Origin of the sequence: Leucobacter luti (assembly GCF_004217175.1) — a bacterium.
GTDB lineage: Bacteria > Actinomycetota > Actinomycetes > Actinomycetales > Microbacteriaceae > Leucobacter > Leucobacter luti.
Window position 1 is genome coordinate 488,449 of sequence record NZ_SHKI01000002.1, and the last position, 24,866, is coordinate 513,314.

General features: G+C 67.5%; 26 protein-coding genes. 15 read left to right on the forward strand and 11 right to left on the reverse strand.

Annotated elements, in window-relative coordinates:
- The 11 genes from EV139_RS02035 to EV139_RS02085 all read left to right on the forward strand — a co-directional run bounded on the left by EV139_RS02035 (nucleotide 1) and on the right by EV139_RS02085 (nucleotide 9,702).
- Entirely contained in the window at nucleotides 1–1,206 is a 1,206-nt protein-coding gene (locus tag EV139_RS02035; RefSeq protein WP_130452640.1) for an MraY family glycosyltransferase, read from the forward strand.
- On the forward strand, nucleotides 1,203–1,709 hold the full coding sequence (locus EV139_RS02040; protein ID WP_241988938.1) for a Cg1360 family ATP-synthase-associated protein: 507 nt from the start codon (nucleotides 1,203–1,205) through the stop codon (nucleotides 1,707–1,709). Before EV139_RS02035 ends, EV139_RS02040 begins: the two co-directional genes overlap by 4 nt.
- Before the next feature lie 225 nt (nucleotides 1,710–1,934).
- The gene (gene atpB, locus EV139_RS02045; protein ID WP_130452641.1) at nucleotides 1,935–2,738 is read left to right on the forward strand and encodes a F0F1 ATP synthase subunit A; all 804 of its coding nucleotides are present in this window, start codon (nucleotides 1,935–1,937) and stop codon (nucleotides 2,736–2,738) included.
- Between the two features lie 57 nt (nucleotides 2,739–2,795).
- Nucleotides 2,796–3,020 (forward strand): ATP synthase F0 subunit C, encoded by a 225-nt coding sequence (atpE, locus tag EV139_RS02050; RefSeq protein WP_017791782.1) that lies wholly within the window; start codon nucleotides 2,796–2,798, stop codon nucleotides 3,018–3,020.
- A 37-nt stretch (nucleotides 3,021–3,057) separates the two neighbouring features.
- On the forward strand, nucleotides 3,058–3,606 hold the full coding sequence (locus EV139_RS02055; protein ID WP_130452642.1) for a F0F1 ATP synthase subunit B: 549 nt from the start codon (nucleotides 3,058–3,060) through the stop codon (nucleotides 3,604–3,606).
- Nucleotides 3,606–4,382: a F0F1 ATP synthase subunit delta gene (locus EV139_RS02060; RefSeq protein WP_130452643.1), complete on the forward strand. Its 777-nt coding sequence runs from the start codon at nucleotides 3,606–3,608 to the stop codon at nucleotides 4,380–4,382. The genes EV139_RS02055 and EV139_RS02060 overlap by 1 nt, the downstream gene beginning before the upstream one ends.
- A 54-nt stretch (nucleotides 4,383–4,436) precedes the next feature.
- Nucleotides 4,437–6,062: a F0F1 ATP synthase subunit alpha gene (atpA, locus tag EV139_RS02065; RefSeq protein WP_130452644.1), complete on the forward strand. Its 1,626-nt coding sequence runs from the start codon at nucleotides 4,437–4,439 to the stop codon at nucleotides 6,060–6,062.
- Nucleotides 6,063–6,137: 75 nt separating this feature from the next.
- Nucleotides 6,138–7,028, forward strand: a complete 891-nt coding sequence (locus tag EV139_RS02070) for a F0F1 ATP synthase subunit gamma (protein WP_130452645.1) — start codon at nucleotides 6,138–6,140, stop codon at nucleotides 7,026–7,028.
- Nucleotides 7,029–7,052: 24 nt separating this feature from the next.
- On the forward strand, nucleotides 7,053–8,516 hold the full coding sequence (atpD, locus tag EV139_RS02075) for a F0F1 ATP synthase subunit beta (protein ID WP_130452646.1): 1,464 nt from the start codon (nucleotides 7,053–7,055) through the stop codon (nucleotides 8,514–8,516).
- Nucleotides 8,517–8,519: 3 nt separating this feature from the next.
- Entirely contained in the window at nucleotides 8,520–8,780 is a 261-nt protein-coding gene (locus EV139_RS02080) for a F0F1 ATP synthase subunit epsilon (protein WP_130452647.1), read from the forward strand.
- Between the two features lie 154 nt (nucleotides 8,781–8,934).
- Entirely contained in the window at nucleotides 8,935–9,702 is a 768-nt protein-coding gene (locus EV139_RS02085) for a YaaA family protein (RefSeq protein ID WP_130452648.1), read from the forward strand.
- 46 nt (nucleotides 9,703–9,748) lie between these two features.
- Here EV139_RS02085 and EV139_RS02090 read toward each other — a convergent pair whose 3' ends face one another.
- From EV139_RS02090 to EV139_RS02125, 8 genes are read right to left on the reverse strand one after another with little or no spacing between them, the layout of a single operon-like run.
- Nucleotides 9,749–10,990, reverse strand: a complete 1,242-nt coding sequence (locus EV139_RS02090; protein WP_130452649.1) for a M20 family metallo-hydrolase — start codon at nucleotides 10,988–10,990, stop codon at nucleotides 9,749–9,751.
- Nucleotides 10,987–11,907, reverse strand: a complete 921-nt coding sequence (locus EV139_RS02095; protein ID WP_157992971.1) for a ribokinase — start codon at nucleotides 11,905–11,907, stop codon at nucleotides 10,987–10,989. The genes EV139_RS02090 and EV139_RS02095 overlap by 4 nt, the downstream gene beginning before the upstream one ends.
- Nucleotides 11,904–12,851: a nucleoside hydrolase gene (locus tag EV139_RS02100; protein WP_130452651.1), complete on the reverse strand. Its 948-nt coding sequence runs from the start codon at nucleotides 12,849–12,851 to the stop codon at nucleotides 11,904–11,906. The genes EV139_RS02095 and EV139_RS02100 overlap by 4 nt, the downstream gene beginning before the upstream one ends.
- Nucleotides 12,848–13,597 carry a glutamine amidotransferase gene (locus EV139_RS02105; RefSeq protein ID WP_130452652.1) on the reverse strand — a complete coding sequence of 250 codons (750 nt, stop codon included), beginning with the start codon at nucleotides 13,595–13,597 and terminating at the stop codon, nucleotides 12,848–12,850. The genes EV139_RS02100 and EV139_RS02105 overlap by 4 nt, the downstream gene beginning before the upstream one ends.
- Nucleotides 13,598–13,640: 43 nt before the next feature.
- Nucleotides 13,641–14,666 (reverse strand): phosphotriesterase family protein, encoded by a 1,026-nt coding sequence (locus EV139_RS02110; protein WP_130452653.1) that lies wholly within the window; start codon nucleotides 14,664–14,666, stop codon nucleotides 13,641–13,643.
- A gap of 8 nt (nucleotides 14,667–14,674) precedes the next feature.
- The gene (locus EV139_RS02115; RefSeq protein WP_130452654.1) at nucleotides 14,675–15,673 is read right to left on the reverse strand and encodes an ABC transporter permease; all 999 of its coding nucleotides are present in this window, start codon (nucleotides 15,671–15,673) and stop codon (nucleotides 14,675–14,677) included.
- A 6-nt stretch (nucleotides 15,674–15,679) separates the two neighbouring features.
- Nucleotides 15,680–16,414: an ATP-binding cassette domain-containing protein gene (locus EV139_RS02120; RefSeq protein ID WP_198677414.1), complete on the reverse strand. Its 735-nt coding sequence runs from the start codon at nucleotides 16,412–16,414 to the stop codon at nucleotides 15,680–15,682.
- Nucleotides 16,415–16,471: 57 nt separating this feature from the next.
- Nucleotides 16,472–17,440: a substrate-binding domain-containing protein gene (locus tag EV139_RS02125; RefSeq protein WP_130452655.1), complete on the reverse strand. Its 969-nt coding sequence runs from the start codon at nucleotides 17,438–17,440 to the stop codon at nucleotides 16,472–16,474.
- A 122-nt stretch (nucleotides 17,441–17,562) separates the two neighbouring features.
- On the opposite strand from EV139_RS02125, the gene EV139_RS02130 reads away from it, so the two are divergent.
- Together EV139_RS02130 and EV139_RS02135 are read left to right on the forward strand one after the other, a co-directional pair.
- Nucleotides 17,563–18,555 carry a LacI family DNA-binding transcriptional regulator gene (locus EV139_RS02130; protein WP_130452656.1) on the forward strand — a complete coding sequence of 331 codons (993 nt, stop codon included), beginning with the start codon at nucleotides 17,563–17,565 and terminating at the stop codon, nucleotides 18,553–18,555.
- A 152-nt stretch (nucleotides 18,556–18,707) separates the two neighbouring features.
- Nucleotides 18,708–19,502 carry a PP2C family protein-serine/threonine phosphatase gene (locus tag EV139_RS02135; RefSeq protein ID WP_237465627.1) on the forward strand — a complete coding sequence of 265 codons (795 nt, stop codon included), beginning with the start codon at nucleotides 18,708–18,710 and terminating at the stop codon, nucleotides 19,500–19,502.
- 294 nt (nucleotides 19,503–19,796) lie between these two features.
- Here the strand turns inward: EV139_RS02135 and EV139_RS02140 are convergent, their stop codons facing one another.
- Both EV139_RS02140 and EV139_RS02145 read right to left on the reverse strand, forming a co-directional pair.
- Nucleotides 19,797–20,576: an ABC transporter permease gene (locus tag EV139_RS02140; protein ID WP_130452658.1), complete on the reverse strand. Its 780-nt coding sequence runs from the start codon at nucleotides 20,574–20,576 to the stop codon at nucleotides 19,797–19,799.
- A gap of 20 nt (nucleotides 20,577–20,596) precedes the next feature.
- Nucleotides 20,597–21,565 carry an ABC transporter ATP-binding protein gene (locus tag EV139_RS02145; RefSeq protein WP_130452659.1) on the reverse strand — a complete coding sequence of 323 codons (969 nt, stop codon included), beginning with the start codon at nucleotides 21,563–21,565 and terminating at the stop codon, nucleotides 20,597–20,599.
- A 119-nt stretch (nucleotides 21,566–21,684) separates the two neighbouring features.
- On the opposite strand from EV139_RS02145, the gene EV139_RS02150 reads away from it, so the two are divergent.
- Nucleotides 21,685–22,410 carry a TetR/AcrR family transcriptional regulator gene (locus EV139_RS02150; RefSeq protein WP_130452660.1) on the forward strand — a complete coding sequence of 242 codons (726 nt, stop codon included), beginning with the start codon at nucleotides 21,685–21,687 and terminating at the stop codon, nucleotides 22,408–22,410.
- 423 nt (nucleotides 22,411–22,833) lie between these two features.
- On the opposite strand, the gene EV139_RS02155 is transcribed toward EV139_RS02150, so the two are convergent.
- On the reverse strand, nucleotides 22,834–24,228 hold the full coding sequence (locus tag EV139_RS02155) for an aminotransferase class III-fold pyridoxal phosphate-dependent enzyme (RefSeq protein ID WP_130452661.1): 1,395 nt from the start codon (nucleotides 24,226–24,228) through the stop codon (nucleotides 22,834–22,836).
- Nucleotides 24,229–24,338: 110 nt separating this feature from the next.
- On the opposite strand from EV139_RS02155, the gene EV139_RS02160 reads away from it, so the two are divergent.
- Nucleotides 24,339–24,830: an OsmC family protein gene (locus EV139_RS02160; protein ID WP_130452662.1), complete on the forward strand. Its 492-nt coding sequence runs from the start codon at nucleotides 24,339–24,341 to the stop codon at nucleotides 24,828–24,830.
- The last annotated feature ends 36 nt before the right edge of the window (nucleotides 24,831–24,866 follow it).

A 24,866-nucleotide genomic window follows, 5' to 3' on the forward strand; every position in this document is an offset into this window, starting at 1 on the left:
GTGTTCCAGTACATCGTCATCGTCGCGGTCGCGGCCGTTGTTACCGCAATCGCCTCGTACGCGGTGCTGCGACTGAGCCGTCGATTCAGGCTCGCCCCCGAGGTTCGCGCGCGCGACGTGCACAAGACGCCCACCCCGCGGCTCGGGGGGATCGCGATGTTCATCGGGATCATTGCCGCGTTCGCGGTCGCCGCGACGCAGCGCGAGTTCGCCGCCCTGTTTACCGAGGGCTCGGAAATGTGGGCACTCCTCGGTGCGAGCGCGATCATCGCCGCCGTGGGGATCCTCGACGACCTGCTCGACCTCGACTGGATGATCAAGCTCGCGGCTCAGCTCGCGGCGACGGGGCTGCTCGCCTGGAACGGCCTGCAGATCCTGTCCCTCCCGTTCGGCGACACGATCTTCGTCGCGTCCTCTGCCACGAACTTTGTGCTGACCGTCTTCCTCATGACGCTCGTGATGAACGCCGTCAACTTTGTCGACGGGCTCGACGGCCTCGTCGCCGGCGTGGCACTGATCGCGAACTCACTCTTCTTTATCTACACGCGGCTGCTGCACGAGGAGATGGGGCGCGTCGACTCCGTGACGCTCGCCAGCCTGATCGCGGCCGTGCTCGTGGGCATCTGCATCGGGTTCCTCCCCTTTAACTGGCACCGGGCCCGGATGTTCATGGGCGACACCGGTGCCCTGCTGATCGGTCTGCTGATGGCGACATCGACGGTCTCGGTCACGGGGCAGCTGAACCCCGCCGCGCTCGATGCCAAACTGGTGCTCGCGAGCTACATCCCGATCCTGCTCCCGATCGCCGTGCTGGCGCTGCCGCTCGCGGACTTCACGCTCGCGGTGGTGCGCCGCATGCGGGCGGGCAAGAGCCCGTTCACGGCTGACCGGCAGCACCTGCATCACCGACTGCTCGACATGGGACACTCGCCCGTGCAGGCGGTCTGCATCTTCTACTTGGGGACCGCGGTCCTCTCCACGGCAGCGCTCCTCGTCTTCACGCTGCAGAGTTTCGTGCTTCCCGCGATCGTGCTCGTGCTGGGCGGCGCCGCGTGCGCGCTGCTCCTCTTCTTCCCGGCCAGCCGCGTGCGCGCAGCGCTCGCGCAGCGCGGCTTGGTACCGTTGTCGCGGCGGGCCGACCCCGCCGCAGCCCCGCACGCAGAGTCAGCGTTCGAGGGCACGCCCACCGAAAGGACCTCCGAGTGACCACTCCCGCACAGCCTGAGCCGCTGCGAGCTTCGAGTACCGAGAAGCCGGCGGTGCAGGGGAGCGATCCCGCGTACCCGATGCCGGCCTCGCAACCGATGCTGCTGCGCGGCGTGCGCTGGGGTGCGATCGCCACTGTCACCTCCATGGTGGTGTTCGCCGGGATCGGGTTCCTCGTCGCGGAGTCGCGCGGCCTCCTCGGCGGCCTCATTGGCGCGGCCATCGGCGGTGTGCTGCTGCTCATCACCGTTGGCAGCATTGCCTTCGCGAACCGCTTCGCCAGCAGCCCCATGTATCTTCAGGTGTTTTTCAGCATTGTGCTCGGGGCGTGGATCGTGAAGCTGATTGGCTTCGTGGTCGCGGCACTTCTGCTAAGAGACCAGCCGTGGCTCGATCCGCGCATGCTGTTCATTGCGCTCGTGGCGACGGTACTGGTTTCGATCGTGATCGACGTGATTATCGTGGCCCGCGCGCGGGTGCCGTACGTCGCCGACACGCCGTAATCGCGAATCGGTCGAGATTGCGGTCAGATCCGGCTCGATTCCCCCTCAGGGTACGTCCCGCGAGGGGTGAGTTTCACACGGCCTGAAACCTTGCTAGGATAGGTTCGTTCCCTGCTAGGCTGCGCCGCTCCTGAGTGCCCGCTAGCACTGGGGCACGACCATCGTTCGAAGCCGTGCGGCCTCGCCGCACCCCGAATCAGGAGAATGGCGCTGTTCGCTAACCCAATGCACTTCGTTGCCCCCGGACTTGTCCGCACCGAAGAGGGCGGTTTCCACGGCCCCACTCTCGACGACTTCTTCCCGGCAGCGGTTCTCTTCGAGGGTACGCCCTTTGAGATGAACCGGATCATGATCATTCGCGTGATCATGGTCATTGTCCTGCTGGTGCTCTTCTGGCTCGGCACGCGCAATCTGCGCGTGATTCCCGGCCGCGCGCAGGGCGTGCTCGAGTTTGCGCTCGACTTCGTTCGGAAGAACGTCATTGAGGCGCAGCTCGGCGTGAAAGAGGGGCGTCGTTTCGCTCCGCTGCTGATGAGCATCTTCTTCCTCGTCTTCGCGTTTAATATCACCGGCGTGATTCCGGGCTTCAACATCGCGGCCTCGTCCGTCGTTGGATTCCCGATCGTCATGGCGGTTGTCGCGTACGTGGCGTTCATCTACGCCGGTGTGAAGAAGCACCCGGGCAAGTTCTTCAAGAACTCGCTCTTCCCAGCAGGCGTGCCGAAGGTCATGTACCTGCTGGTGACGCCCGTCGAGTTCCTCTCGACGTTCATCATGCGGCCGGTCACCCTCGCGCTGCGACTGCTCATGAACATGCTCGTGGGTCACATGATCCTCGTGCTGCTCTTCGCTGCAACGAACTTCTTTATCACCCAGGCCGGCGGGCTCTTCCCGCTCGTCGGTGTCGGGACCTTCGCTTTCGGCTTCGCGTTCACCCTCTTCGAGGTGTTCGTGGCTGGCCTGCAAGCGTACGTCTTCACTCTGCTCACCGCGCTCTACATCCAGCTCGCGCTGGCTGAAGAGCACTAAGAAAAAACCCCTGGGTGTGGCTCCCGCCCCACCCATATACGGAAGGAAACACATACTGTGTCTGTTCTCGCTGAAATCTCGGGCAACATCGCAACCGTCGGCTACGGCCTCGCTGCCATCGGCCCCGCTATCGGTGTGGCCATCGTGGTCGGCAAGACCATCGAGAGCACCGCGCGTCAGCCCGAGCTCGCTGGCAAGCTCCAGGGCATGATGTGGATCGGCATCGCCTTCACGGAGATGCTGGCGCTCATCGGCGTCGCCACCTACTTCATCTTTGTGTAAGTCGTCCATCTTTCCCTAGTCTCGAAAGGGAGGCACGATGAATTCCGCAGTGCAGCTCGCTGCAGAGGGCGCGGCACAAAACCCGCTTCTGCCAGCTACGTACGACATCGTTTGGTCGGCGATTGCGTTCATCATTATCCTCATCGCATTCTGGAAGGTGTTCCTTCCCAAGGTGCAGGTGATGCTTGATGCCCGCGCAGAAGCGATCGAGGGCAACATTGCTAAGGCCGATGAGGCACAGGCAAAGGCCGAAGCCGCGCTGCAGGAGTACACCGCGCAGCTGGCGAGCGCCCGCCACGAAGCCGGTGAGATCCGTGAGTCGGCTCGCGCCGATGCCACGAAGATCGTCACCAAGGCAAAAGAAGATGCGGTGACCGAGCAGGCACGCATCGCCCAGGCAGCTCAGGCTCAGATCGAGGCCGAGCGCCAGAGCGCGGCGGTCTCGCTGCGCAAGGACGTCGGCTCGCTCGCAATCGACCTCGCTTCGAGCGTCGTTGGCGAGAGCCTCTCCGACGATCAGAAGGCCTCAGCCCTGGTCGATCGCTTCCTCGCTGAGCTCGAGGCGTCAGAGAAGGCTGCCCAGTAATGGGGAGCGCGTCACGCGAAGCACTGGCTCAGGCCCGTGCCGCGATCACCGGGCGCCTCGCTCAGAGCGCCGGCACTGAGCTGCTGCAGGCTTCGGCCCGCATCGCTGAGAGCCCCGCACTCGCTGCGGCGCTCGGCGACGCTTCGGCTCCGGCCGAGGCGAAGGCGCAGGTGGTCGAGCGGCTGTTCGGCGGGTTCTCCGCTGGCGCGCGTTCAGTCCTGACCGCCGCTGTGCAGGGACGCTGGTCGAATGTCGACGAGTTCGTCGACGGCGTCGAGGAGCTCGCGCTCCGCGCAGAGAGCGGTGCAAATGCCGCGCTGTCAGACGAGCTGCTCGCGGTTGCCGACCTCGTGTCGAGCAACCACGAGCTCCAGCTCAGCCTCGGCAGCAAGCTCGCTGATCCGGCCGGAAAGGTCGCGCTCGTGAGCCGCCTGCTCGACGGAAAGGTGTCGGCCTCCGCAGCCGGCGTCGTCCGCCACCTGGTGACCACCCCGCGCGGTCGCCGGCTCGACGCAACACTGCGCCGGTCCGCAAGCATCGTCGCGGATCAGAGCGGGAGTGAGCTCGCGACCGTGACCGTCGCTGCGGCGCTCACCGCGGAGCAGCAGGCTCGCCTGGCTCGCGCGCTCGAGCAGTCGGCCGGTCGCCCGGTCAAGATCACCACGGTGATCGACCCCGAGCTCGTCGGTGGCATCCGGATCCAGATCGCAGACGACATCATCGACGGCAGCATTCGTGCCCGCCTCGAAGATCTCCGCCTGAAGCTCGCGGCGTAAGGCACAACTTTTCAACCCGGGGGCGGCGCTTCCGGATCAGACAGAGGAAACGAAATGGCAGATCTCTCAATCAGCCCGGACGAGATCCGGAACGCGCTGAAAGACTTCGCAGCGTCCTACGAGCCCAGCCAGTCGGGTAAGACCGAGGTTGGCACCGTCGTTGACGCCGCTGACGGCATCGCACACGTCGAGGGTCTCCCCGGCGTGATGGCGAACGAGCTGGTCCGCTTCGCGGACGGCACGCTCGGCCTGGCACAGAACCTTGAGGAAAACGAGATCGGTGTCGTCGTGCTCGGCGAGTTCACCGAAATCGCTGAGGGCCAGCCGGTCACCCGCACCGGCGAGGTGCTCTCGGTCGCCGTGGGCGAGGGCTACCTCGGCCGCGTGGTCGACCCGCTCGGCAACCCGATCGACGGCCTCGGCGAGATCGCCGGCGTCGAGGGGCGTCGCGCACTCGAGCTGCAGGCGCCCGGCGTTATGCAGCGCAAGTCGGTGCACGAGCCGCTGCAGACCGGCATCAAGGCGATCGACGCGATGATCCCCGTTGGCCGCGGCCAGCGTCAGCTCATCATCGGCGACCGCCAGACCGGCAAGACCGCACTGGCGATCGACACGATCATCAACCAGAAGGCCAACTGGGAGTCGGGCGACAAGACGAAGCAGGTTCGCTGCATCTACGTCGCTATCGGCCAGAAGGGCTCGACCATCGCTTCGGTGAAGGGCGCGCTCGAGGACGCCGGTGCAATGGAGTACACGACGATCGTTGCCTCGCCGGCATCCGATCCCGCGGGCTTCAAGTACCTCGCACCGTACACGGGCTCGGCCATCGGCCAGCACTGGATGTACGACGGCAAGCACGTTCTCATCATCTTTGATGATCTCTCCAAGCAGGCCGAGGCCTACCGCGCCGTGTCGCTGCTGCTGCGTCGTCCGCCGGGGCGCGAGGCGTACCCGGGCGATGTCTTCTACCTCCACTCCCGTCTGCTGGAGCGGTGTGCAAAGCTCTCCGACGAGCTGGGCGCGGGTTCGATGACGGGTCTGCCCATCATCGAGACCAAGGCGAACGACGTCTCGGCGTACATCCCGACCAACGTGATCTCGATCACCGACGGCCAGATCTTCCTCCAGTCGGACCTGTTCAACGCGAACCAGCGTCCCGCGGTCGACGTGGGCATCTCGGTGTCCCGCGTGGGCGGCGACGCGCAGGTGAAGTCGATCAAGAAGGTCTCCGGCACGCTCAAGCTTGAGCTGGCTCAGTACCGCGCACTCGAGGCGTTCGCGATGTTCGCATCCGACCTCGACGCGTCCAGCCGCAAGCAGCTCGAGCGTGGCGCACGCCTCACCGAGCTCCTCAAGCAGCCGCAGTACACGCCGTACCCGGTTGAAGAGCAGACCGTGTCGATCTGGGCTGGCACCAACGGCCACCTGGATGACGTCCCGGTCGAGGACATCCTCCGCTTCGAGCGCGAGTTCCTCGACTTCCTGGGCCGCAACTCGGAGGCGCTCACCACGCTGCGTTCCACGAACGTGCTCGACGACGCTACCGTCGCCGAGATCACGGCTCAGATCGAGAAGTTCAAGGGCGAGTTCCTGACCTCCTCGGGCAAGAGCCTGAACGAGCAGTTCGAGACGCTCGACGAGGCCGAGATCAAGCAGGAGCAGCTGGTCGTAAAGAAGTAGTGCAGAAACCCGGTGGGGGCCCGTGCCCCCACCGGTTCCGCACGACCAGCCAGCACCAACCAACACAGGAGAGACATGGGAGCGCAACTTCGGGTCTACCGGCAGAAAATTCGTTCTGCCCAGACGACCAAGAAGATCACCCGTGCGATGGAGCTGATCGCGGCCTCTCGCATTCAGAAGGCGAAGGCCCGCGTCGAAGCTTCGACGCCCTACGCCACAGCGATCACTCGCGCGGTCTCGGCCGTCGCGACGCACTCAAACACCGATCACCCGCTGCTCACCGAGGCCGAGACGGTCACGCGCGCAGCAGTGGTGATCTTCACCTCCGATCGCGGCCTCGCTGGCGCGTTCAACTCGCAGGTCCTGCGCGAGGCCGAGGAGCTCAGTGAGCTGCTCCGTGCCGAGGGCAAGGACGTGGTGTACTACCTGGTCGGCCGTAAGGCTCAGGGGTACTTCGCGTTCCGCCAGCGGGCGTCGGAGCGCGTGTGGCTCGGTGACACCGAGAACCCGGGCTTCGAGACGGCCAAGGAGATCGCGGAGGCGGTGCTCGAGCGCTTCGCTCGTCCCGCCGACGAGGGCGGCGCCCAGGAGATCCACCTCGTGTACAACCGGCTCGTCAGCATGGTGAGCCAGGTTCCCGAGGTGCACCGTCTGCTCCCGCTCCAGGTTGTTGAGGGTGTTGCGGATCCCGCAGAGGGACCGTCGCCGCTGTACGAGTTCGAACCGGACCCGGACGCGGTGCTCGATCAGCTGCTGCCCGCCTACATCGAATCGCGCATCTTCAACGCGCTGCTCGCTTCGGCCGCGGCCAAGCACGCAGCGACGCAGAAGGCGATGAAGTCGGCGAGCGACAACGCAGACACGCTGATCCGCGACTACACCCGCCTTGCGAACAACGCTCGCCAGGCAGAGATTACCCAGCAGATTTCCGAAATCGTCGGCGGCGCGGACGCGCTGTCAAGCTAAGTGGAAGCACGAAGAGAGAGAATCATGACCGAATCCGCCGCTGTGGCGACTGAGGCCGCCGCACAGGTCGCCGGGCGCATCGCCCGCGTGACCGGCCCCGTCGTCGATATCGAGTTCCCGCACGACGCGATCCCCGCCGTGTACAACGCGCTGCAGACCACCATCGATTTCGGTGACGGCGAGGAGCCTCTGAAGCTCGTCCTCGAGGTTGCTCAGCACCTCGGCGACAACCTCGTCCGCGCAATCGCCCTCAAGCCGACCGACGGCCTCGTCCGCGGCCAGGAGGTCTTCGACACCGGGACGTCGATCACCGTTCCCGTTGGCGACATCACCAAGGGCAAGGTCTTCAACGTCACCGGTGATGTGCTCAACCTCCCCGAGGGCGAGACCATTGAGGTGAGCGAGCGCTGGAGCATCCACCGCACGCCGCCCCCCTTCGACCAGCTCGAGTCGAAGACGCAGCTCTTCGAAACCGGCATCAAGTCGATCGACCTCCTGACCCCCTACGTTCAGGGCGGCAAGATCGGTCTGTTCGGCGGCGCCGGTGTGGGCAAGACCGTCCTCATCCAGGAAATGATCCAGCGCGTGGCGCAGGATCACGGCGGTGTGTCGGTGTTCGCCGGTGTTGGCGAGCGCACCCGTGAGGGCAACGACCTCATCCACGAGATGGACGAGGCAGGCGTGTTCGACAAGACCGCGCTTGTGTTCGGCCAGATGGATGAGCCGCCGGGGACGCGTCTTCGCGTCGCGCTGTCGGCACTGACCATGGCGGAGTACTTCCGCGATGTGCAGAAGCAGGACGTGCTGCTCTTCATCGACAACATCTTCCGCTTCACGCAGGCCGGTTCCGAGGTCTCGACGCTGCTCGGCCGCATGCCCTCCGCTGTGGGCTACCAGCCGAACCTCGCCGACGAGATGGGTGTGCTCCAGGAGCGCATCACCTCGACGCGCGGTCACTCGATCACCTCGCTGCAGGCGATCTACGTCCCCGCCGACGATTACACCGACCCGGCACCGGCGACCACCTTCGCGCACCTCGACGCGACCACCGAGCTCTCGCGCGAGATCGCATCGAAGGGTCTCTACCCCGCGATCGATCCGCTGACCTCGTCCAGCCGCATCATGGATCCCCGCTACTTGGGCGCGGACCACTACCGCGTTGCCACGACGGTCAAGCAGATCCTGCAGAAGAACAAGGAACTGCAGGAGATCATCGCGATCCTCGGCGTCGACGAGCTCTCCGAAGAGGACAAGATCACGGTGGCACGCGCACGCCGGATCCAGCAGTTCCTCTCGCAGAACACGTACATGGCGAAGAAGTTCACCGGTGTCGAGGGCTCCACGGTCCCGCTCAAGGAGACCATCGAGTCCTTCGATGCGATCGCCAAGGGCGAGTTCGACCATGTTGCCGAGCAGGCATTCTTCAACGTCGGCGGGATCGGCGACGTCGAGGAGAAGTGGGCGCAGATGCAGAAGGATCTGGCCTAAGCCATGGCATCGCTCAACGTGAGTGTCGTCTCGGCCGACCGCGAGGTCTGGACTGGCGTCGCCTCCCAGGTCGTCGCACGGACGGTCGAGGGCGAGATCGGCATCCTCAGCGGACACGAGCCCTTCCTTGCGCTGCTCGCGCAGGGCGAGGTTCGCGTGACCGCTGCCGACGGGGCGAAGGTCACCGTCGACGCCGAGGGGGGCTTCCTCTCCGTCGACCACGACAATGTCACCATCGTCGCCGGCAAGGCAGTACTCGTCTAGAGCACACGCTGTCGCCACTGTGCACGAGGCCGGTCAATCACCCACGGGTGGTTGACCGGCCTCGCGCCGTTTCACCGCACGCGCCCCGGCACCGCCTCGGCGCCCGCTGCCCCCACACCCCATTCGCCACGTACGCCGCTCTGAAAGGGTCACGATGCTTGTCCTGCTCCCACCATCCGAGACGAAGCGGGCCGGCGGCTCCGGGCGCTTCGATCCGGCGGGTCTCGCGCGCGACGGCGAGCTCGGAGCCGCGCGGTCGGCGGTGCGCGCGGCGCTGGAGGCCGTGAGCGCCGACGAGGCGGCGGCGACCAAGGCGCTCAAGCTCGGGGTCAAGAATCGCGATGAGCGCGAGCACAATCTTGTCCTCACCGAGAGCGGGGCCCTCCCCGCGATCGAGCGCTACACCGGCGTGCTCTACGACGCCCTCGCGGTCGCGACGCTCGACGCCGGCGCGCGTGCCTGGCTCGACGCCCACGTGGCAGTGCAGTCGGCGCTGTTCGGGCTGATCGGGGCAGGGGAGGAGATCCCCGCGTACCGGCTCTCCGCGAGCTCCCGGCTGCCGCATCTCGCCGCGCCCCTCAAGCGCGTGTGGACCGAGGCGCACGCCGGGCTCGGCTGGGACGAGGCCGGACTGGTGCTCGATCTCCGGTCAAAGGACTACGGTGCCCTCGCACCGATTCCCGCGGGGCGCGGCTGGTTTCTCCACGTCGCGCAGCGCGGTGCCGATGGCGCGGTGCGTGCGCTCAATCACTTCAACAAGGCCGCGAAGGGTGATCTCGTGCGCCGGCTGGCTGAGACTCGCGCGACGCTTGAGACTCCCGCGGACGTCGTCGCCTGGGGCGCCGCGAACGGCCTGGACATCACCAGCGATCCCGCCGCACACCAGCTCACACTCGTCACGGATCTCGGGGCGCCGGCGTGATCCGGGGGTCGCGTGCGCACACGCCTGCGCCGGGCGCCCAGGCGGGTCAGCGCGCGTCGACCGCGATCACTGAGCCGTACAGCACACTGATCCCGCGCCCGATGTCGGCCAGCTCAGTCCACTCCTCGGGGCAGTGACTTCGCCCGTCGCGTGACGGGATGAAGATCATCGCGCTCGGCGCGATCTCAGACATCGCGACCCCGTCGTGCGTCGCGCCCGAGTAGAGCCGCAGTGGGCGCTCGCCCGCCGCCTCCGCTGCGCCAACAACGATGGCCGAGAGCCCGGTGTCCATGGGGGTCGGCGCGTCGGTGTGGAGCCACTGCAGCCGCGATCGGGTGCGGTGGCGACGGTCCCGGACGGCGGTCGTTGCCGAGAACTCGGCGCGAAGCTCGGCGAGCCCAGCCGCGCTTGGGCTGCGGAACTCGCCCGTGACGCGCGCCGCCTCGGAAATCGTGTTGGTGAGGGGGCTCGGAGTGGTCACGGCGCCAACGGTTCCCACGGCCTCCGCCCGAGCCGAGGCGATCTGCTGCACCGACAGCACCGCGTCCGCGGCGCAGCACATCGCGTCAGACCGTGTGGACATTGGCATCGTGCCGCCGTGATCCCGGCGACCGGCGACATCGAGGGCGAACGTGCTGATCCCGCAGATGCTGGTCACCACTCCGATGTGCGCGCCTGCCTCCGTGAGCACGGGGCCCTGTTCAATGTGCAGTTCGAGGTATGCGTCGATGTCTCCGGGGCGCCAGCGCGCTCCGGACAGCAGCTCGGGGGAGTGCCCGGCCCCCGTCATCAGCGCGGCGAGCGTGACCCCGGCGGCGTCGACGGCCTCGAGCGCCGCCCGGTCGAGGCTCCCGGCAATGGCGCGCGAGCCCACGAGCTTGACGCCCTGTGGGTTGCCCTCCTCGTTTGCGAAGTCAACGACGCGGAGGGTTCGCCGAAGTCGGACGTTGGCGGCCCGGAGCATCCTGACGACCTCGATGGCGCCGAGGATCCCTACGATTCCGTCGAACCGCCCGCCGCCAGGCACCGTGTCAGAGTGGCTGCCGATGACGATCGCGGGGGCGGTTGGATTGGTGCCCTCAATCGAGCCGATCAGGTTTCCAGCGGCGTCGGAGTACGCGTCGAGACCGGCGTCCCTCATGAGCGCGAGGAGCCAGGCGCGGGCCGCCCGATCCTCCTCGCTGAACCCCGTGCGCGACCAACCCGGAAGGTCCGAATCAACGAGTGTGGCAAGGTGCAGCCACTCGCGCTCGAACCGTTCGGTCTCGGGGGTCGCCGGTGCCGTCACAGGGTCACCGTCAGCTCAGTGCCCGCGGCGAGCTGCGCTCCGCGACGCTCCGTGCTCGCTGCCGAGATCGCGACGGCGGCGCGGGCCGCGCGCAGCACATCGTCGTGCGCCGCGAGCTCGGCTGCGAGCACGCCACAGAACACGTCTCCGGCGCCACTCGTATCAACCGGGGCCACCGCGGGGGGAGCGATCACATCCGGGGCCCCGTGGGCGCCCCGCGTGAAGACCGCGGCCCCGGCGGCGCCGAGCGTGACGATCATGGTGCCGCCGAACCCGAGTGCGGCCACACACTCGGCGACATCGTGCAGCGTGCGGGGCTCCGGGCGGCGGGCAAGCTGCCCCAGCTCGGTACGGTTTGGCACCAGCACGTTGAACCGGTCGAGAACCGCCGTGAACCCGCCGTCCAGCTGAGTGGGCGCGGGATTCAGGATCCGCCAGGGGATCTCCGAGTGGGTGGCGCACTCCGCGAGGACGCTGAGCGGCGTCTCGAGCTGGGTGAGGAGTACCCGGGCGGTGCCAGCGCTGAGAGCCCGAGCGACGTGCTCCGGTTCGAGCGCGTGGTTGGCGCCTGGCGAGACGATGATGACGTTCTCGGCGTCCTCGGCGACCAGCAGCACGGCGCTGCCGGTCGCTGCCCCGGGCAGTGCCGCCACCCCGGCGACGTCGACCCCCAGGGCCCGGAGATTTGCGAGCGCGGTGACCGCCGCGGGGTCGGTGCCGGTTGCGCCAACAAAGCTGACCTCAGCCCCGTGCCAGGCCGCGGCGGCGGCCTGATTCGCGCCCTTGCCGCCGGGGGAGACGAGCTGCTGCGAGCTCAGGATGGTCTCGCCAGCCCCGGGCAGGCGCGGCACGCGCAGCGTGGTGTCAACGTTTGCCGAGCCCACCACGGTCACCGTGCGCCCCGACGGCGGCGTCACGACCGCCGCCCGAGGTCGTCGAGCGCGCCGAGCACGAGGTCCCAGTAGCGTGCGGCATCGAGCGCGATCGCGACGCGCGCGTTCGGGGCGTGTTCGGGATAGCGGCGGTGGAGATCAACCAGGGTTGCACCGCGGGTCCACTCGCCCCGGAGCTCGACGGCCACAAACGCATCGACCCAGGTGATGAGCTCCGGCTCGATGAGCGCGGCGATCGTGCACGGATCGTGCACCGGCGGAGCCTCGAAATCCCACACGCGATGATACGAGGAACCGAAGAACCCCATCCAGGCGGCCGCGGTCTGGCCGATCGTGTGCTGCTGCGCTCGCATGCGGGCGACCACCTCGGGCGTTGCGAGCGCCTGATGGGTCAGGTTGAGGCCCACCATGCGCACGGCAATGCCGGAGTGGAGCACGATGTCGAGCGCCTCTGGATCGGCGAAGGTATTGAACTCCGCGGCGGGCGTGTGGTTCCCGCGCTCGGTCGAACCGCCCATGAACACGATCTCGGCGATCCGGTCGATGAGATCTGGGCGGGACCGCACGAGCGCACCGATGTTGGTCATCGGGCCGATCACGACGAGCGTCACGGGGTGCTCCGCGGCTTCGAGGAGGCGCGCGAGCAGCTCGCCCGCGCTCTCGGGGAGCGCGTCCCGACTGGGCTCCGGTAACTCCGGCCCGTCAAGCCCCGAGCCGCCGTGCACGTAGTTGCCGAGTGTCGTCTCTCCGGAGAGCGGTCCGGCGGCGCCCGCGGCAACCGGAATATGTGAGGCGCCGGCGAGGTCGAGGATCTGGAGCGCGTTGCGCGTGGCGTCCTCGACCGCGCAGTTCCCAAAGCAGGTCGTCACCGCGAGCAGGTCGATGCTCGGTGAGGCGACGGCGAGAAGAATCGCAATCGCGTCGTCGTGCCCGGGATCGCAGTCAATGATGACGGGGCGGGCGGTCATGCGTGCTCCCCGGCGAGCCAGCGGAGCATGCCACCAACGAGGGGGGAGAATCCGGTCCAGTCGAGGAATGGCTGGGGGCACCAGTGCGGGCCAATGTCAGACGTCCACGCAAGCGACCGACCTGAACCGAACGCTCGGGTCGTGAGCAGCGGGTGAGCGCCGACGTTTGCCACGAGCTCCGCGTCGTCGCCGAGCGCCACTTCGTTGTACCCGAGCAGATCGGGGGCTCCTGCGAAGAGCCGTCCGAGCGGGTGCTCCGGGTCAACCACCGACACGGCGGAGCCCTCGGGTGACTCGACCCGGTCGTCGCCGGCGAGCATTCGGACCGGAAGCACCTCGGCGAGCGGGGTGCGCGCAAAGTTCGCAGCAGCGTTGATGCCCTGGAAGCTCAGGTAGCCGCCGGCCATCATGAGCCCACCACCCTGCCGGGTCCACTCGACGAGCGCGCGGAGCGAGTTCTCGCTTCGCGCACCATCCTTCCACGTCTCGGGGGTCAGCAGGAACGAGTTCGACCCGATGTCCGAAATGATGATGACGTCATAGCTCGAGAGCTCCGCCACGGTGCGGGGGAACTTGGCCGCGACGTCGTGGCCGTACATCTGCTCGACCTCGATTCCCTCGGCTGCGGCGGCGGCAATGAACGCGTCCGCGCCGGTGCCGAAGCTCGTGCTGGTGAAGTGATCGAATCCCTTCTGATGGATCTCGTGAATGGTCCAGCTTTCTCCTGCGAGAAGAACTCGAGTCATGGGGTGCCTCCTTCGGCGTGGGGTACGGGGTGAGTGTGTGCGGTCAGACGCCGCGGGGAGTGAGCATGTCGCGCGGGTTGTGCACCAGCAGCTGATCGAGCGCCGCGTCGTCGAATCCGAGATTGCGCAACCGCGGAACGAAGTACTGCAGGATATGTCCGTAGCCGGGGCCGCCGTACTCGCGCAGCAGCGACTTGAGAAACACGTCCTGCGAGATGAGGATCTGGCCGAGGTGCCCTGCCTCCGCGAGGTCAACGATCCGGCCCGCGTTCTCCGCGTCCGACGGGCACTGGACACCCTGGTCCGCGTAGAACACTTCCATGCCGATCATGTCGTACTGCAGCCACGCGCCCCGGGCAAGGAGCTCGTGCTGATACGCAACGTCGGCGCCCGAGGGGCCCATGTGGCAGAGCACCACTGACGCGGGGGAGACCCCGAGCTGCTCGGCGATGTCGAGAACCTCGTGTCCCCGGCGGAACCAGGCCGGGAGGTGCACCTGGATGGGCAGCCCGGTCTCGCGCTGCGCGAGGAGAGCGCCGTGCAGACTGCGCCGTTCGGGCTCCGGGAACTCCGCGCCGACACCGATCTCGCCGATGATTCCCGGGCGGACGCCGGCCACGCCAGTCCGCAGGTCAGCCAGGATCAACTCAGCAATGTCCTCCGCGCTGAGAGTCGCGAACGCCCGCGGCAGGCTTGGTTCAAGGTAGTACCCGGTGCCCGCGATGATCGTCACCCCGCTGCGCTCGCTGAGCTGCCGCAGGGCTGGGAGGTCGCGGCCACCGTTCATGCTCGTGGTGTCAACGATCGTTGCGCCTCCGAGCGCCCGGAACCGCTCGAGCTCGCGCACCGCGAGCTCACGGTCGTCGAGCCTGCAGTTGTCGAGGTTTCCGAACGGATCGTTGCGAAGCTCCCAGAGCACGTCCATGCTCACCGGGCGCTCCCAGAACTCCTGGGAGTTGACCCCCAGCGACTTCGTGCGGTGTGCCCAGGACTGCACGTCGTTGACGAGGTGCTCGTGCGTGAGCGTGATGCCGAGCGTCGAAACCGGGACCTCTCCGGTCACGCTCATCACCGTGGTCAACTGGCGCCCCGGGAGAACTTCGCGAAGAGCCGGGTGTTCACGAGGATCGCGATCACCAGGATCAGGCCCTGGACAATTGGGATCCAGTAGACGTCGACCTTCAGGAGGACCAGGCCGTTGCTGAGGATCCCGAGCGTGAGGGCGCCGATTGCGGTTCCCATGATCGAGCCGCGTCCGCCCATGAGGGACGTGCCGCCGAGTACCACGGCCGTGATGACCTCGAGCTCGAACATGGTGCCGGAGTTTGGCGAGCCGCTTGAGAGCCGGGCGGCAGTGATAATGCCGGCGAGCGCCGCGGCGAGCCCGGTCATGCCGAGCACCGCCATCTGGATCTTGCGAATGTCGACGCCTGAGCGGCGCAGCGACTCCGCATTTGAGCCAACCGCGACCACGTAGCGCCCGAAGCGTGTGTGGTTGAACGTGTACCAGGCGAGCGCCACCACCACGATCGCGATCCACGTGGGGGTGTAGAGGCCGAGGAAGCGGCCCTGCCCGATGGGCGTGATCAGGGGCGAGTCGATCGGGGTGCTGTACCCGCCGGTGACGAACAGGGCAACGCCGCGCAGCGCGGTGAGTCCGGCGAGCGTGACGATGAACGACTGCATGCGGCCGAACGCGGTGAGCGCGCCGTTGACGAGTCCTAGGACGAGCCCGAGCACCAGCGTCAGGATGAGCGCGACGAGCGCGTTTCCGCTGAGCGCCCAGATCCCCAGTACCGCGGCTGAGAGGCCAACCAGCGATCCCACCGAGAGGTCGATCTGGCCGGTGGTGATGACGAACGTCATCGCCATCGCGACGATCACGGTGGGGGCGATCTGGCGGGCGACGTTGACGAGATTCTCGGCCGAGGCAAAGTCGTTGGTGAACACTGAGAAGCAGGCGAACAGCAGCACAAACACGACCGAGATTGACAGCACACCGAAGTGCTTGCTGACAAACTTTGACGCGCCGGTGCGACGGGACTGCGTGGCTGTGGTGATAATCGAAGAAGTCACTTGAGGCTACTTTCCCATCATTGCCGTGACCAGATCAGTCAGGTTGGTCTGTCGGGGGTCAAGGTTTTTATGGAGTACGCCCTCGTAGAGGACGTCGAATCGGTCGCACACCTCAAAGAGGTCTTGGAGCCGGTGTGTGATGAGGATCACGCTGACCCCGCGGGCCGAGACGTCGCGAATGAGTTGGAGCACCATCTCGACCTCCTTGGCGGCGAGGGCCGCAGTGGGCTCATCGAGCACGAGGACCTTGGGGTCAAACGCGATCGCGCGCGCGATCGCGATCGCCTGGCGCTGGCCGCCCGAGAGCGTCCCCACCTCCTGCGTGGTGTCCGGGATCCGAATGTGGAGCTTTGCGAGGTCCCGCGCGGCGTCCTCGTGCATCTTCGCGAGATTGAGCTTGCGGGTCAGCGGGTGGTACGGCTCGCGCCCGAGGAAGAGGTTTCCGGCGACATCGATGTCGTTGCAGAGTGCGAGGTCCTGATACACCATCTCGATGCCCGCTCGTCGCGCGGACCGCGGGTCCGAGTGCTCGAGTGCGGTGCCATCGATCAGGATTTGCCCGGAGTCGGGCGTCACGGCCCCGGCCAGCATCTTCATCAGTGTTGATTTGCCGGCGCCGTTGTCGCCGACGAGGCCGATGACCTGGCCGGGCGCGACCGCAAGGTGTACTCCGCGGAGTACCTTGACCGCGCCGTAGTGCTTGCGGATATCCACCATTTCAACGCGTGGTGTGGGGTTCATAGCCTGTCTTTCCCGTGCCGGGAGGTGGCGGTGCCGGTGGCGGCACCGCCACCTCGCCTAGTTGAAAATCTCGCGGAAGTCGTCAACGTTGTCGCTGGTCACGAAGGTGATCGGCACGTCAATGAAGCCGCGGGGCTCGTCGCCGCCGAGGATCGCCACGATCTCGGTGACCGCCTCGACGCCCTCCTGCCGGGGATCCTGCTGGATGACTGCGCGGACCAGTCCGCTGTCGATTCCGGCGATTACTTCGGCGGTGAGATCCCACCCGATGATCGTGGTCTCCGTGCTGCCACCCGAGAGCGCTGCAACCGCGCCGACGGTGGCGGGCTCACCCGTCGTGTAGATGAAATCGAGATCCGGCTGCGCGGTCACGAGGTCCTGCGCCGCGGTGGCCGCCTTCTCCTGCACGTTGTCACCGTTCACGCTCTGCGTGTACTTGGCGCCAGCGGCATCGATGGCGGTGCGGAAGCTGTCTTCGCGCTGGTTCTGGATGAAGGAACTCTTTGCGTCGACCACCCCGTAGCTCATGCCGTCGATCAGCCCCTCTTCGATTGCCCAAGCCGCCGCCTCGGCGCCAGCGGCCTCGTTGTCGACGCCGACGAACGTGTCGACGCCCTCAACTTCCGCGTCGATTGCGATCACGGGAATGCCGGCGGCCTGCGCCGCGGTCACCGCTGGCTTCACGCCGTTCACGTCGATCGCGACCACGATCAGGGCATCGACACCCTGTGTAACGAAATTCTCGATGTCGGAACTCTGCCGGGCCGAGTCGTTGTTTGCGTTGGTGATGTTGAGCTCGCACCCGAGCTTCTCGGCTGCCTCGGTTGCGCCGGCGTTCATCTCTGTGAAGAAGACCGCGGTCTGGTTGATCTGTGTCATGCCGATCACGCATGAGTCTGAGGTGGTGTCGCCGGAGCCGCCGGCCTCCGGCGCTTCGTTCCCCGTCGAGCATGAGGTGAGCGCCGCGGTCGTGAGGATCGCGGCGGCGGCAAGGCCGAGCCCGCGAGTCGTTCGTGAGAGAGACATCTTTGTACTCCAATACACTGGGTTGGAAATCGATTACCGAGATCCGTTTAAGAGTAACCTTGCGGGGAGTCCGCGTGAATAGGCGCTGAGGTCTCAATTAGGTAACGAGCGAGTGAGGTGCCGTGAGCCATCGCAAACCGATCACGATGAAAGACGTTGCAGCGCACGCCGGGGTGTCCGCCGCGACCGTATCGCGCGCGCTCAGCGGTGGTCGGGCGATGAACCCCGAAGTGCAGCGGCGCGTCCAGGAGTCTGCCCGCGAGCTGGGATACCAGGTCAACCTGCTCGGCCGCGCGCTCCGCCAGCAGCGACTCAACATCGTCGGGCTCATGGTCCCCGACCTCGAAAACCCGTTCTTTGCGGCGCTCGCCGAGCAGCTGGCCCGCACGCTTCGCGGCAACGGTTTCGAACTGCTGGTCAGCAGCGCTGCGGGGAGCGTTGAGATCGAGGCCCACGGGGTGCAGTCGTTCCTCGGACAGCAGATTCACGCGCTCGTGATTATCCCGTGCGACGAACTCGCGAGCGCAGACACCCTGCGGCTCGCACGCGAGCGTGTGCCGGTCGTGCAATACGACCGCCGGGTGGCCGCGGTCGACGTCCCATTCGTCGGGTGCGACAACCGCGCCGGGATGGAGCTCCTCGCCAACCATGTCCGCACCGCCGACCCAGCGGGGGACCAGGTGGTGTTCGTGGGCGCGGACGCCACGTCGTCATCTGGGCGCGAACGCCTGGAGGGATTCCGGCGCGAGTTCCCGAACGCGCCCGCGCTCGCGGGGAGCTTTGACGTGGAGTGGGGGTATCGGGCTGTTGGCGAGATCGTCGCGATGGGAATTGAGTCTGGCACGATCGTGGCCGCGGCCGATGTGATCGCTCTCGGCGTCCTTACCGGCCTGATCGGAGCGGGGTTTCGCGTGCCGCAGGACTTCCGCGTTGTGGGGTTCGACGGTATTGGCATCTCCCAGTTCGTGATGCCAACGCTCACCACGATCCGGCAGCCCGTTGAGCGCATGAGCGACGCAATACTTGAGTTGATCCGCGAGGGTGTGGGGGGTTCTGAGTCGGCAGCGATCACCCTGCAGCCGGAGTTCGTGTCTGGAGCCTCAAGCCCGAGCTAAGTGCTTCGTTCGCAGGCACCCCGCTTCGCGCGGTAGGATACTCAAGTGTTCAAGAGGTGGAAGCGGTGACCGCGCGCGGTGAGAACGCGTCTCGGCGACGCCTCCGGTATCGCAATGATTGCGAGCTTGAGATCGAATTGTCGTGGTTTGCCATGACCGATGTCGGCCGTCGGCGCGAGACAAATCAGGACAGCTACGTGACGATGCCGCCGGTTTTCGCGGTCGCGGACGGCATGGGTGGGCACTCGGCCGGTGAGGTCGCGTCCGCCGCGGTTGTGCGCCGGCTCGCCGAGCTGGGCGGAAGCGAGCGCGTGGTCGAGGCGGACATCGATGCGGTGCTCGCGGACGCGGTTGACGACATCGAGCTCGACGCCGGCGAGACCGAGCTCGGTGCGGGCACCACGGTCACCGGCGTGTGCCTCAGCACCGACGACCAGCCCACCTGGAAAGTCTTCAACATCGGAGACTCCCGGGTGTACCAGTACTTCAAGGGTGCGCTCAGTCAGATCACCGTCGACCACTCAGTGGTGCAGCACCTCATCGACACCGGTGCGATCACCGAGGAAGAGGCCGAGACTCATCCGCACGCAAACGTGATCACGCGCGCGGTCGGCTTCAACGAGGCCCCGATCCCCGAGTACACCTCGCTCGCGCTGATCCCCGGGCAGCGGATCCTGATCTGTTCCGACGGGCTCACCAAGGAGCTCACCGATATCGGTATCCAGCACTTCCTCGCGACGCAAGAGACCGCCGAGGGGGCCGCGACCATGCTCGTGCGGCAGGCCGTCGAGAACGCCGGCCGCGACAATGTGACCGCGATCGTGATCGACGTGCACGCGGTGGGCGACGTGGTCGACACCGGCAGCGTCACTGCCGCCGGGATCGACCTGTCCGAGCTCGATCCCGAGGACCCCGAGGTCGATACCGAGCCCGTCCGGGTTCCGTAGGGCGCTGGGCTCCGCCGCGGCTTGCCGTTCTTGCGTTCCCGCCGGCGAGTGAAGGCTTCGCACGCGAGTGGCGGCTTCGCGAACGAGTGGCGGCTTCGCTCACGAGTGTCGGTGTCGCGCACGAGTGGCGGTGTCTTGCGCGAGTGGCGGTGTCGCGTGCGAGTGGAGGCTTCGCTCGCGAGTGTGCGGCTTCACTGCGGAGGTGAAGCCGCACACTCGTGACGAAGCCGCACGCTCATGGGGTGGGGCGGCGCGGCTGGTGCGTTGAATGGCGCGGCCCGGGCCGGGCCGGGTCTAGTGTCGGCGGCGCAGCGACAGGATCGCGAGCCCCACGGCGGCAGCGCACCACACCAGCACTACCGCGAAGTCGCGGCCACTCGCCTCGAAGCTGTGCCCGGCGAGCCCCGCTCGCATGAGATTCGCCATTGGCTCGATGGGGAGAAACGCGTGCGCGCTCCGCAACCACTCGGGCAGGTTTGCTGCGGGGAAGCTGATCGGGGAAAACAGGAGCAGCAGGAACACGAGGAGCTGCGTAATGAGCATTGCCACCATCGGGGGCAGCAATACCGCGAAGGTGTAGCCGATCGTTGCGGCGGTCAAAGAGATCAGCAGCGCGACGGGCACGATCCACGGAGCGATCTGGTACTCGATCCCATAGCGGAGCGCCCCAACCAGCGCACCGAAAACGAATCCCGGAAGTGCAAGCAGGGTCCACACCGAGAGGTCCGCGGCGAGGAACGCGCTGCGGGGCACGGGCAGGGTGCGCAGCCACTCGGCGCTTCCCTCCAATCGCGACTGCGACATCTGCTGCGGAGTCATGATCAGCCCGACGATGATCAGGGTGATCGTGGGAGCGCCGGTCGCGAGAAACAGCGCCGCCTCCGCCGCCACGTCGCCGATGAGGATCCCGTAGCCCAGCACCGTCGAGACCGCGAGCGCCGTCTGGACCACGACCAGGAGCGGGAGGTACTGCGCCTGTCGCCGCACCTGCCACTGTGCGAGGAGCAGGGTCCCGCGTATCGTCGATGCCGGGCGGGCCGCGCGATCCCCGGCTGCGGTCTGGGCTGCACCCACGCTCGCTGTGCTCCGCGCGCTCACGCCGCGACCCCCGCGTCGGTGCCCACGAGTTCGAGGTAGGCGTCCTCGAGTGACGCAGGAGTGAGGGAGAAACGCTCGATGTCTCCGCGGCTCACGGCCGCCTGCGCCCACGCCACCGCCTCCGCGGCGCGCTCCGTCGGAATCGCGGCCGTGGCCACCGCGGGCCCGGTCGGTACTGCTTCGAGGTCGTCCGGGAGCCGGGGGAGCGCGGTGCCGTCGAGCTCGAGGAAGAGTTGCGAGCGGAGGTGGGCTGTGAGCTGCGCGGGGGTGCCCGATCCGATCACCCTGCCGCGGTCGAGCACCACGAGATCGTCGACGGCGCGCTCCGCCTCACGCACGTTGTGGGTGACGAGCAGCACGCCGGCGCCGGCTTCGGCGGTCGCACGGATGGCGTCCCACAGCAGCCTGCGCCGGGCGGGATCGACGTCATTCGTTGGCTCGTCGAGGATCACCAGGGCGCCCGGGCGCACCGCGGCCATACAGAATGCGGTGAGCCGGGCCACGCCCCCGGAGATCTTCTGTGCCGGGGTGTCTGCCCAAGCGCCGAGGTCGAGTTCCTCGAGGAGCTGCGACGCGCGGCGCCGCACTTCGCCGCGTTCGCCGCCGCGGATCCTGCCCACCAGCTCGATTGCGGTGCGCGGAGTAAGCCCCGTGATCGGGACGTTCGCCTGTGCCTGGACGGAGACGAGTTCCCGGGCGCGGGCGGGGTGCGCTACGGCGTCGATCCCGGCCACTCTGATCGTGCCGCTGCTGGGTTTCAGGAGGCCCACGATTTGATTCACGAGCGTGGTCTTTCCTGCACCGTTGTGGCCGAGGATGCCAAGCACGCGGCCGGGCCTGGCTGTGAGGCTAATCCCGTCGTTCGCGGGAGCCGTGCGGCCGCGATAGTGCTTGATCAGCCGCTCGATGCTGAGCACCGGGTCGGGGTGTTGAGTAGCGCCTGGGTGGGGGTGGTGGGCGGGCATGAAATGCTCCTTTCGTCGTCCGGGAAGTCCCGGAATGTGCCCCTCTTGATTGAACATACCCATGGGTATCTCGAAATGCAATATGGATTCTCATGGGTATGTTCGGGTAGGCTTGCGTCATGGCACGGCGTCAGCGGGGCCCCGAGGGGTCGAATGGAGAGCAGCAGCTGCGGGATGCGGCGAAGGCGCTCGCGGACGCCGCGGGCCAGCTCGGCCAGAGCTTTGGTGCGGTCGGTGGCCAGGCAGAGACTGGCGTGACCAAGGGGCTCCTCGCGGCGGCGGAAGCGCTTGCGCAGGCCTCTGCGTGGGTAGAGCAGCGAGCCCGGCCCATGAGCACGCGCGAGCAGCTGCTGAAGCAGGCCGCGCGACTGTTTGCGGAGCGCGGGTTCTCCGGGGTGTCGCTGGTCGATATTGCCCAGGCTGCCGGCTTCACGAAGGGGGCCGTGTACAGCCACTTCGGATCCAAGGAGCAGGTGTTTGTCGCGGCGGTCCGGTCGGTTACCGGGCGGATCCGCGAGGAGAACGCGGCTGCGGCCCAGTCCGCCAGCTCTCGCGACGACGACGACGCGGCGGCGGATGGCGACGACGCTCGGCCCGGCCCGAGCGCGGAAGACCTGGGTGCGGCCGCCACACTGGGAATCGAGGCGCTCCTCTTTGGATGGCGTGTGCCTGAGCACCGCGCCGAGGTGCGCGAGCTGGTGACTGAACTCATCGCAGTGCTCAGCGCCGCCGCCGAACGCCTGCCCGCCGACGCCGTGCGCGAGCAGCGGGTGCTCGCGCGCGACGAGACGCAGTTTGCGGTGCTCGCGATGCGGGAGTTGCTCACTCAAATCGCCGACGGCTAGCCGCGCACGCGCACTGAGCATCGTGCACCCGGGGTGGCTCGTGCGGCGCCGATCTGGAATGCCGGTGTGTGGCGGCCCTGCCCCAGAGCGGTATTCCCGCCCGAGTGCGGAGGATCCCACCCGCCACGAGTGGAGGCTTCGCGCACGAGTGTGCGGCTGCACTGCGGGGGTGAAGCCGCACGCTCGCGATGAAGCCGCACGCTCGTGGGTTGGGTTGGGTTGGGTTGGGTGGGCTGGGTTGGGTTAGGTGGGTTGGGGCGGGTTTGGGTGGATCGAGGCGCTGGCCCACGCCGCGCGCCGCGCAGCGCGCGGCAGGCGCGGCCGGGCCGCGCCGCCCCCGCGCCGCGCCGCCACACCGTCAGAACGCAGCACGGGGCGGGACGGGCTCAGCCCGTCCCGCCCCGTGCGGCGCAGTAGCCGAGGCTACGCGGCGGCGGCGAACGCCTCGTCGAGTACGCTCACCACGTCCTCCAGCAGTTCGTCGGTCATCTTGAGCGACGGCAGGAAGCGGATCGCCTGGTTGTGGATGCCGGAGCTCAGCAGCAGCACGCCCTGCTGAGCGGCGTAGTCGATCACCTTGGCGACAAGCTCGGGGTTCGGATCGAGCGTGCCGGGCTGCACGACCTCGATCGCGAGCATTGCGCCCTTGCCGCGCACCTCGGCGATTGCGGGGTACTTCGCGGCGAGGCGGCCGAGCCCCGCGCCGAACACGCGCTCAATGCGCTGCGCCTCGGCGAGGAGATCCTGAGCCGCGATCTGCTCGAACACGGCGACGGCCGCCGCGCACGAGACGGGGTTGCCGCCGAAGGTGCCGCCGAGCCCGCCGGGCTGCGACTTGTCCATGATCTCGGCGCGGCCCGTGATGCCGGCGAGCGGGAGCCCGCCCGCGATGCCCTTGGCCGAGAGCACGATGTCGGGCTGCACGCCGAACTGCTCGATTGAGAACACCGTGCCGGTGCGCGCCATGCCGGCCTGCACCTCGTCGGCGATGAAGACGATTCCGTTCGCGCGGCACCACTCGGCGAGCGCGGGGAGGAAGCCGTCGGCCGGGACGATGAAGCCGCCCTCGCCCTGGATCGGCTCGACCACGAGGCAGGCGAGATCCTCGGCCCCGGCGACCTTCTCGAGGTGCGCGATCGTGCGCGCTGCGGCCTCGGCTCCGCTGAGCCCGTCGTGCAGCGGGTAGGAGTTGGGCGCCTTGTAGATGTCGCCCGCGCGCGGGCCGTACCCGAGCGCGTAGGGGGCCGCCTTGTGGTTCATGCTCGAGGTGAGCATGGTGCGACCGTGGTAGGCGTGCTCGAGCACCGCGACGCCGGGGCGTCCGGTGAACTTGCGGGCGATCTTGACGCCGTTCTCAACTGCCTCGGCGCCCGAGTTCATGAGCAGCGTCTTGTACGGCGCGTCAGCGGTCGAGCCGGGGACGTGCTGCGCGAGGTGCTCGGCGACGCGCACGTACGGCTCGTACGGGGTCATGGTGAAGAGCGTGTGGGTCACCTTGTTCAGCTGCGCGGTCGCGGCGGCCACGACGGCCTCGTCGGTGTGGCCCACGGTGGTGACGCCGATGCCGCCGCACACGTCGATGATGTGGTTGCCGTCGACGTCGACGATGATCGAGTCGTGCGCGCGATCGATGTACACGGGAAGCACGCTGTGGACGCCGGGCGGGATGACCGCCTGGCGTCGGGCATGGATCTGCTGGGACCGCGGCCCGGGGATCGCCGTGACGACGCGACGCTGCTGGGGGACGGTGGTCTCCGGCTGCGATGCCTCGACGGTGCTGACGGGTGCCTTGATGGTGCTCACGCTCGCTTCTGTCATGCGAACGATACTACTCCCGCCAGGTGACGGCCGCCCGCGAACCGTGTTCCCACGGCCATCGCAGGCCCGCCGCCCGCGCACGATCCGGCCGGTCGCGCTAGCCTGAACGCATGATGGGTGTGCACGAGTACCGGATCGACGTCGAGTGGGCCGGAAATCGCGGCACCGGCACCAGCGGGTATCGCGAGTACGGGCGCGAGCTCACAATTCACGCCGCCCACAAGCCGCCGCTCGCGGGCTCGGCGGATCCGACGTTCCACGGCGACGCGGATCGCTGGAACCCGGAGGAGCTCCTCGTGACCGCGCTCGCACAGTGCCACATGCTATCGTACCTGCACATGGCCGTGCGGGCCGGCGTGGTGGTTAGGGCGTACACTGACGCCGCGGTGGGCACGATGCGGCAGGAGGGCGTCGGGGGAGCGTTCACGGATGTGCTGCTGCGCCCGCGCGTCACGGTTGCCGACGCGTCAATGGTCGACGCGGCGCTCGCCGCCCACGGCTCCGCGCGCGAGGCGTGTTTCATCGCAAACTCGGTCAACTTCCCGGTGCGGCACGAGCCCGAGATTCTCGTCGCGGGGGCCGCGCCGGACTCGGGAGCGTAACACGGGCGTGTGCGCCCGCCCGAGCGAATAGACTGG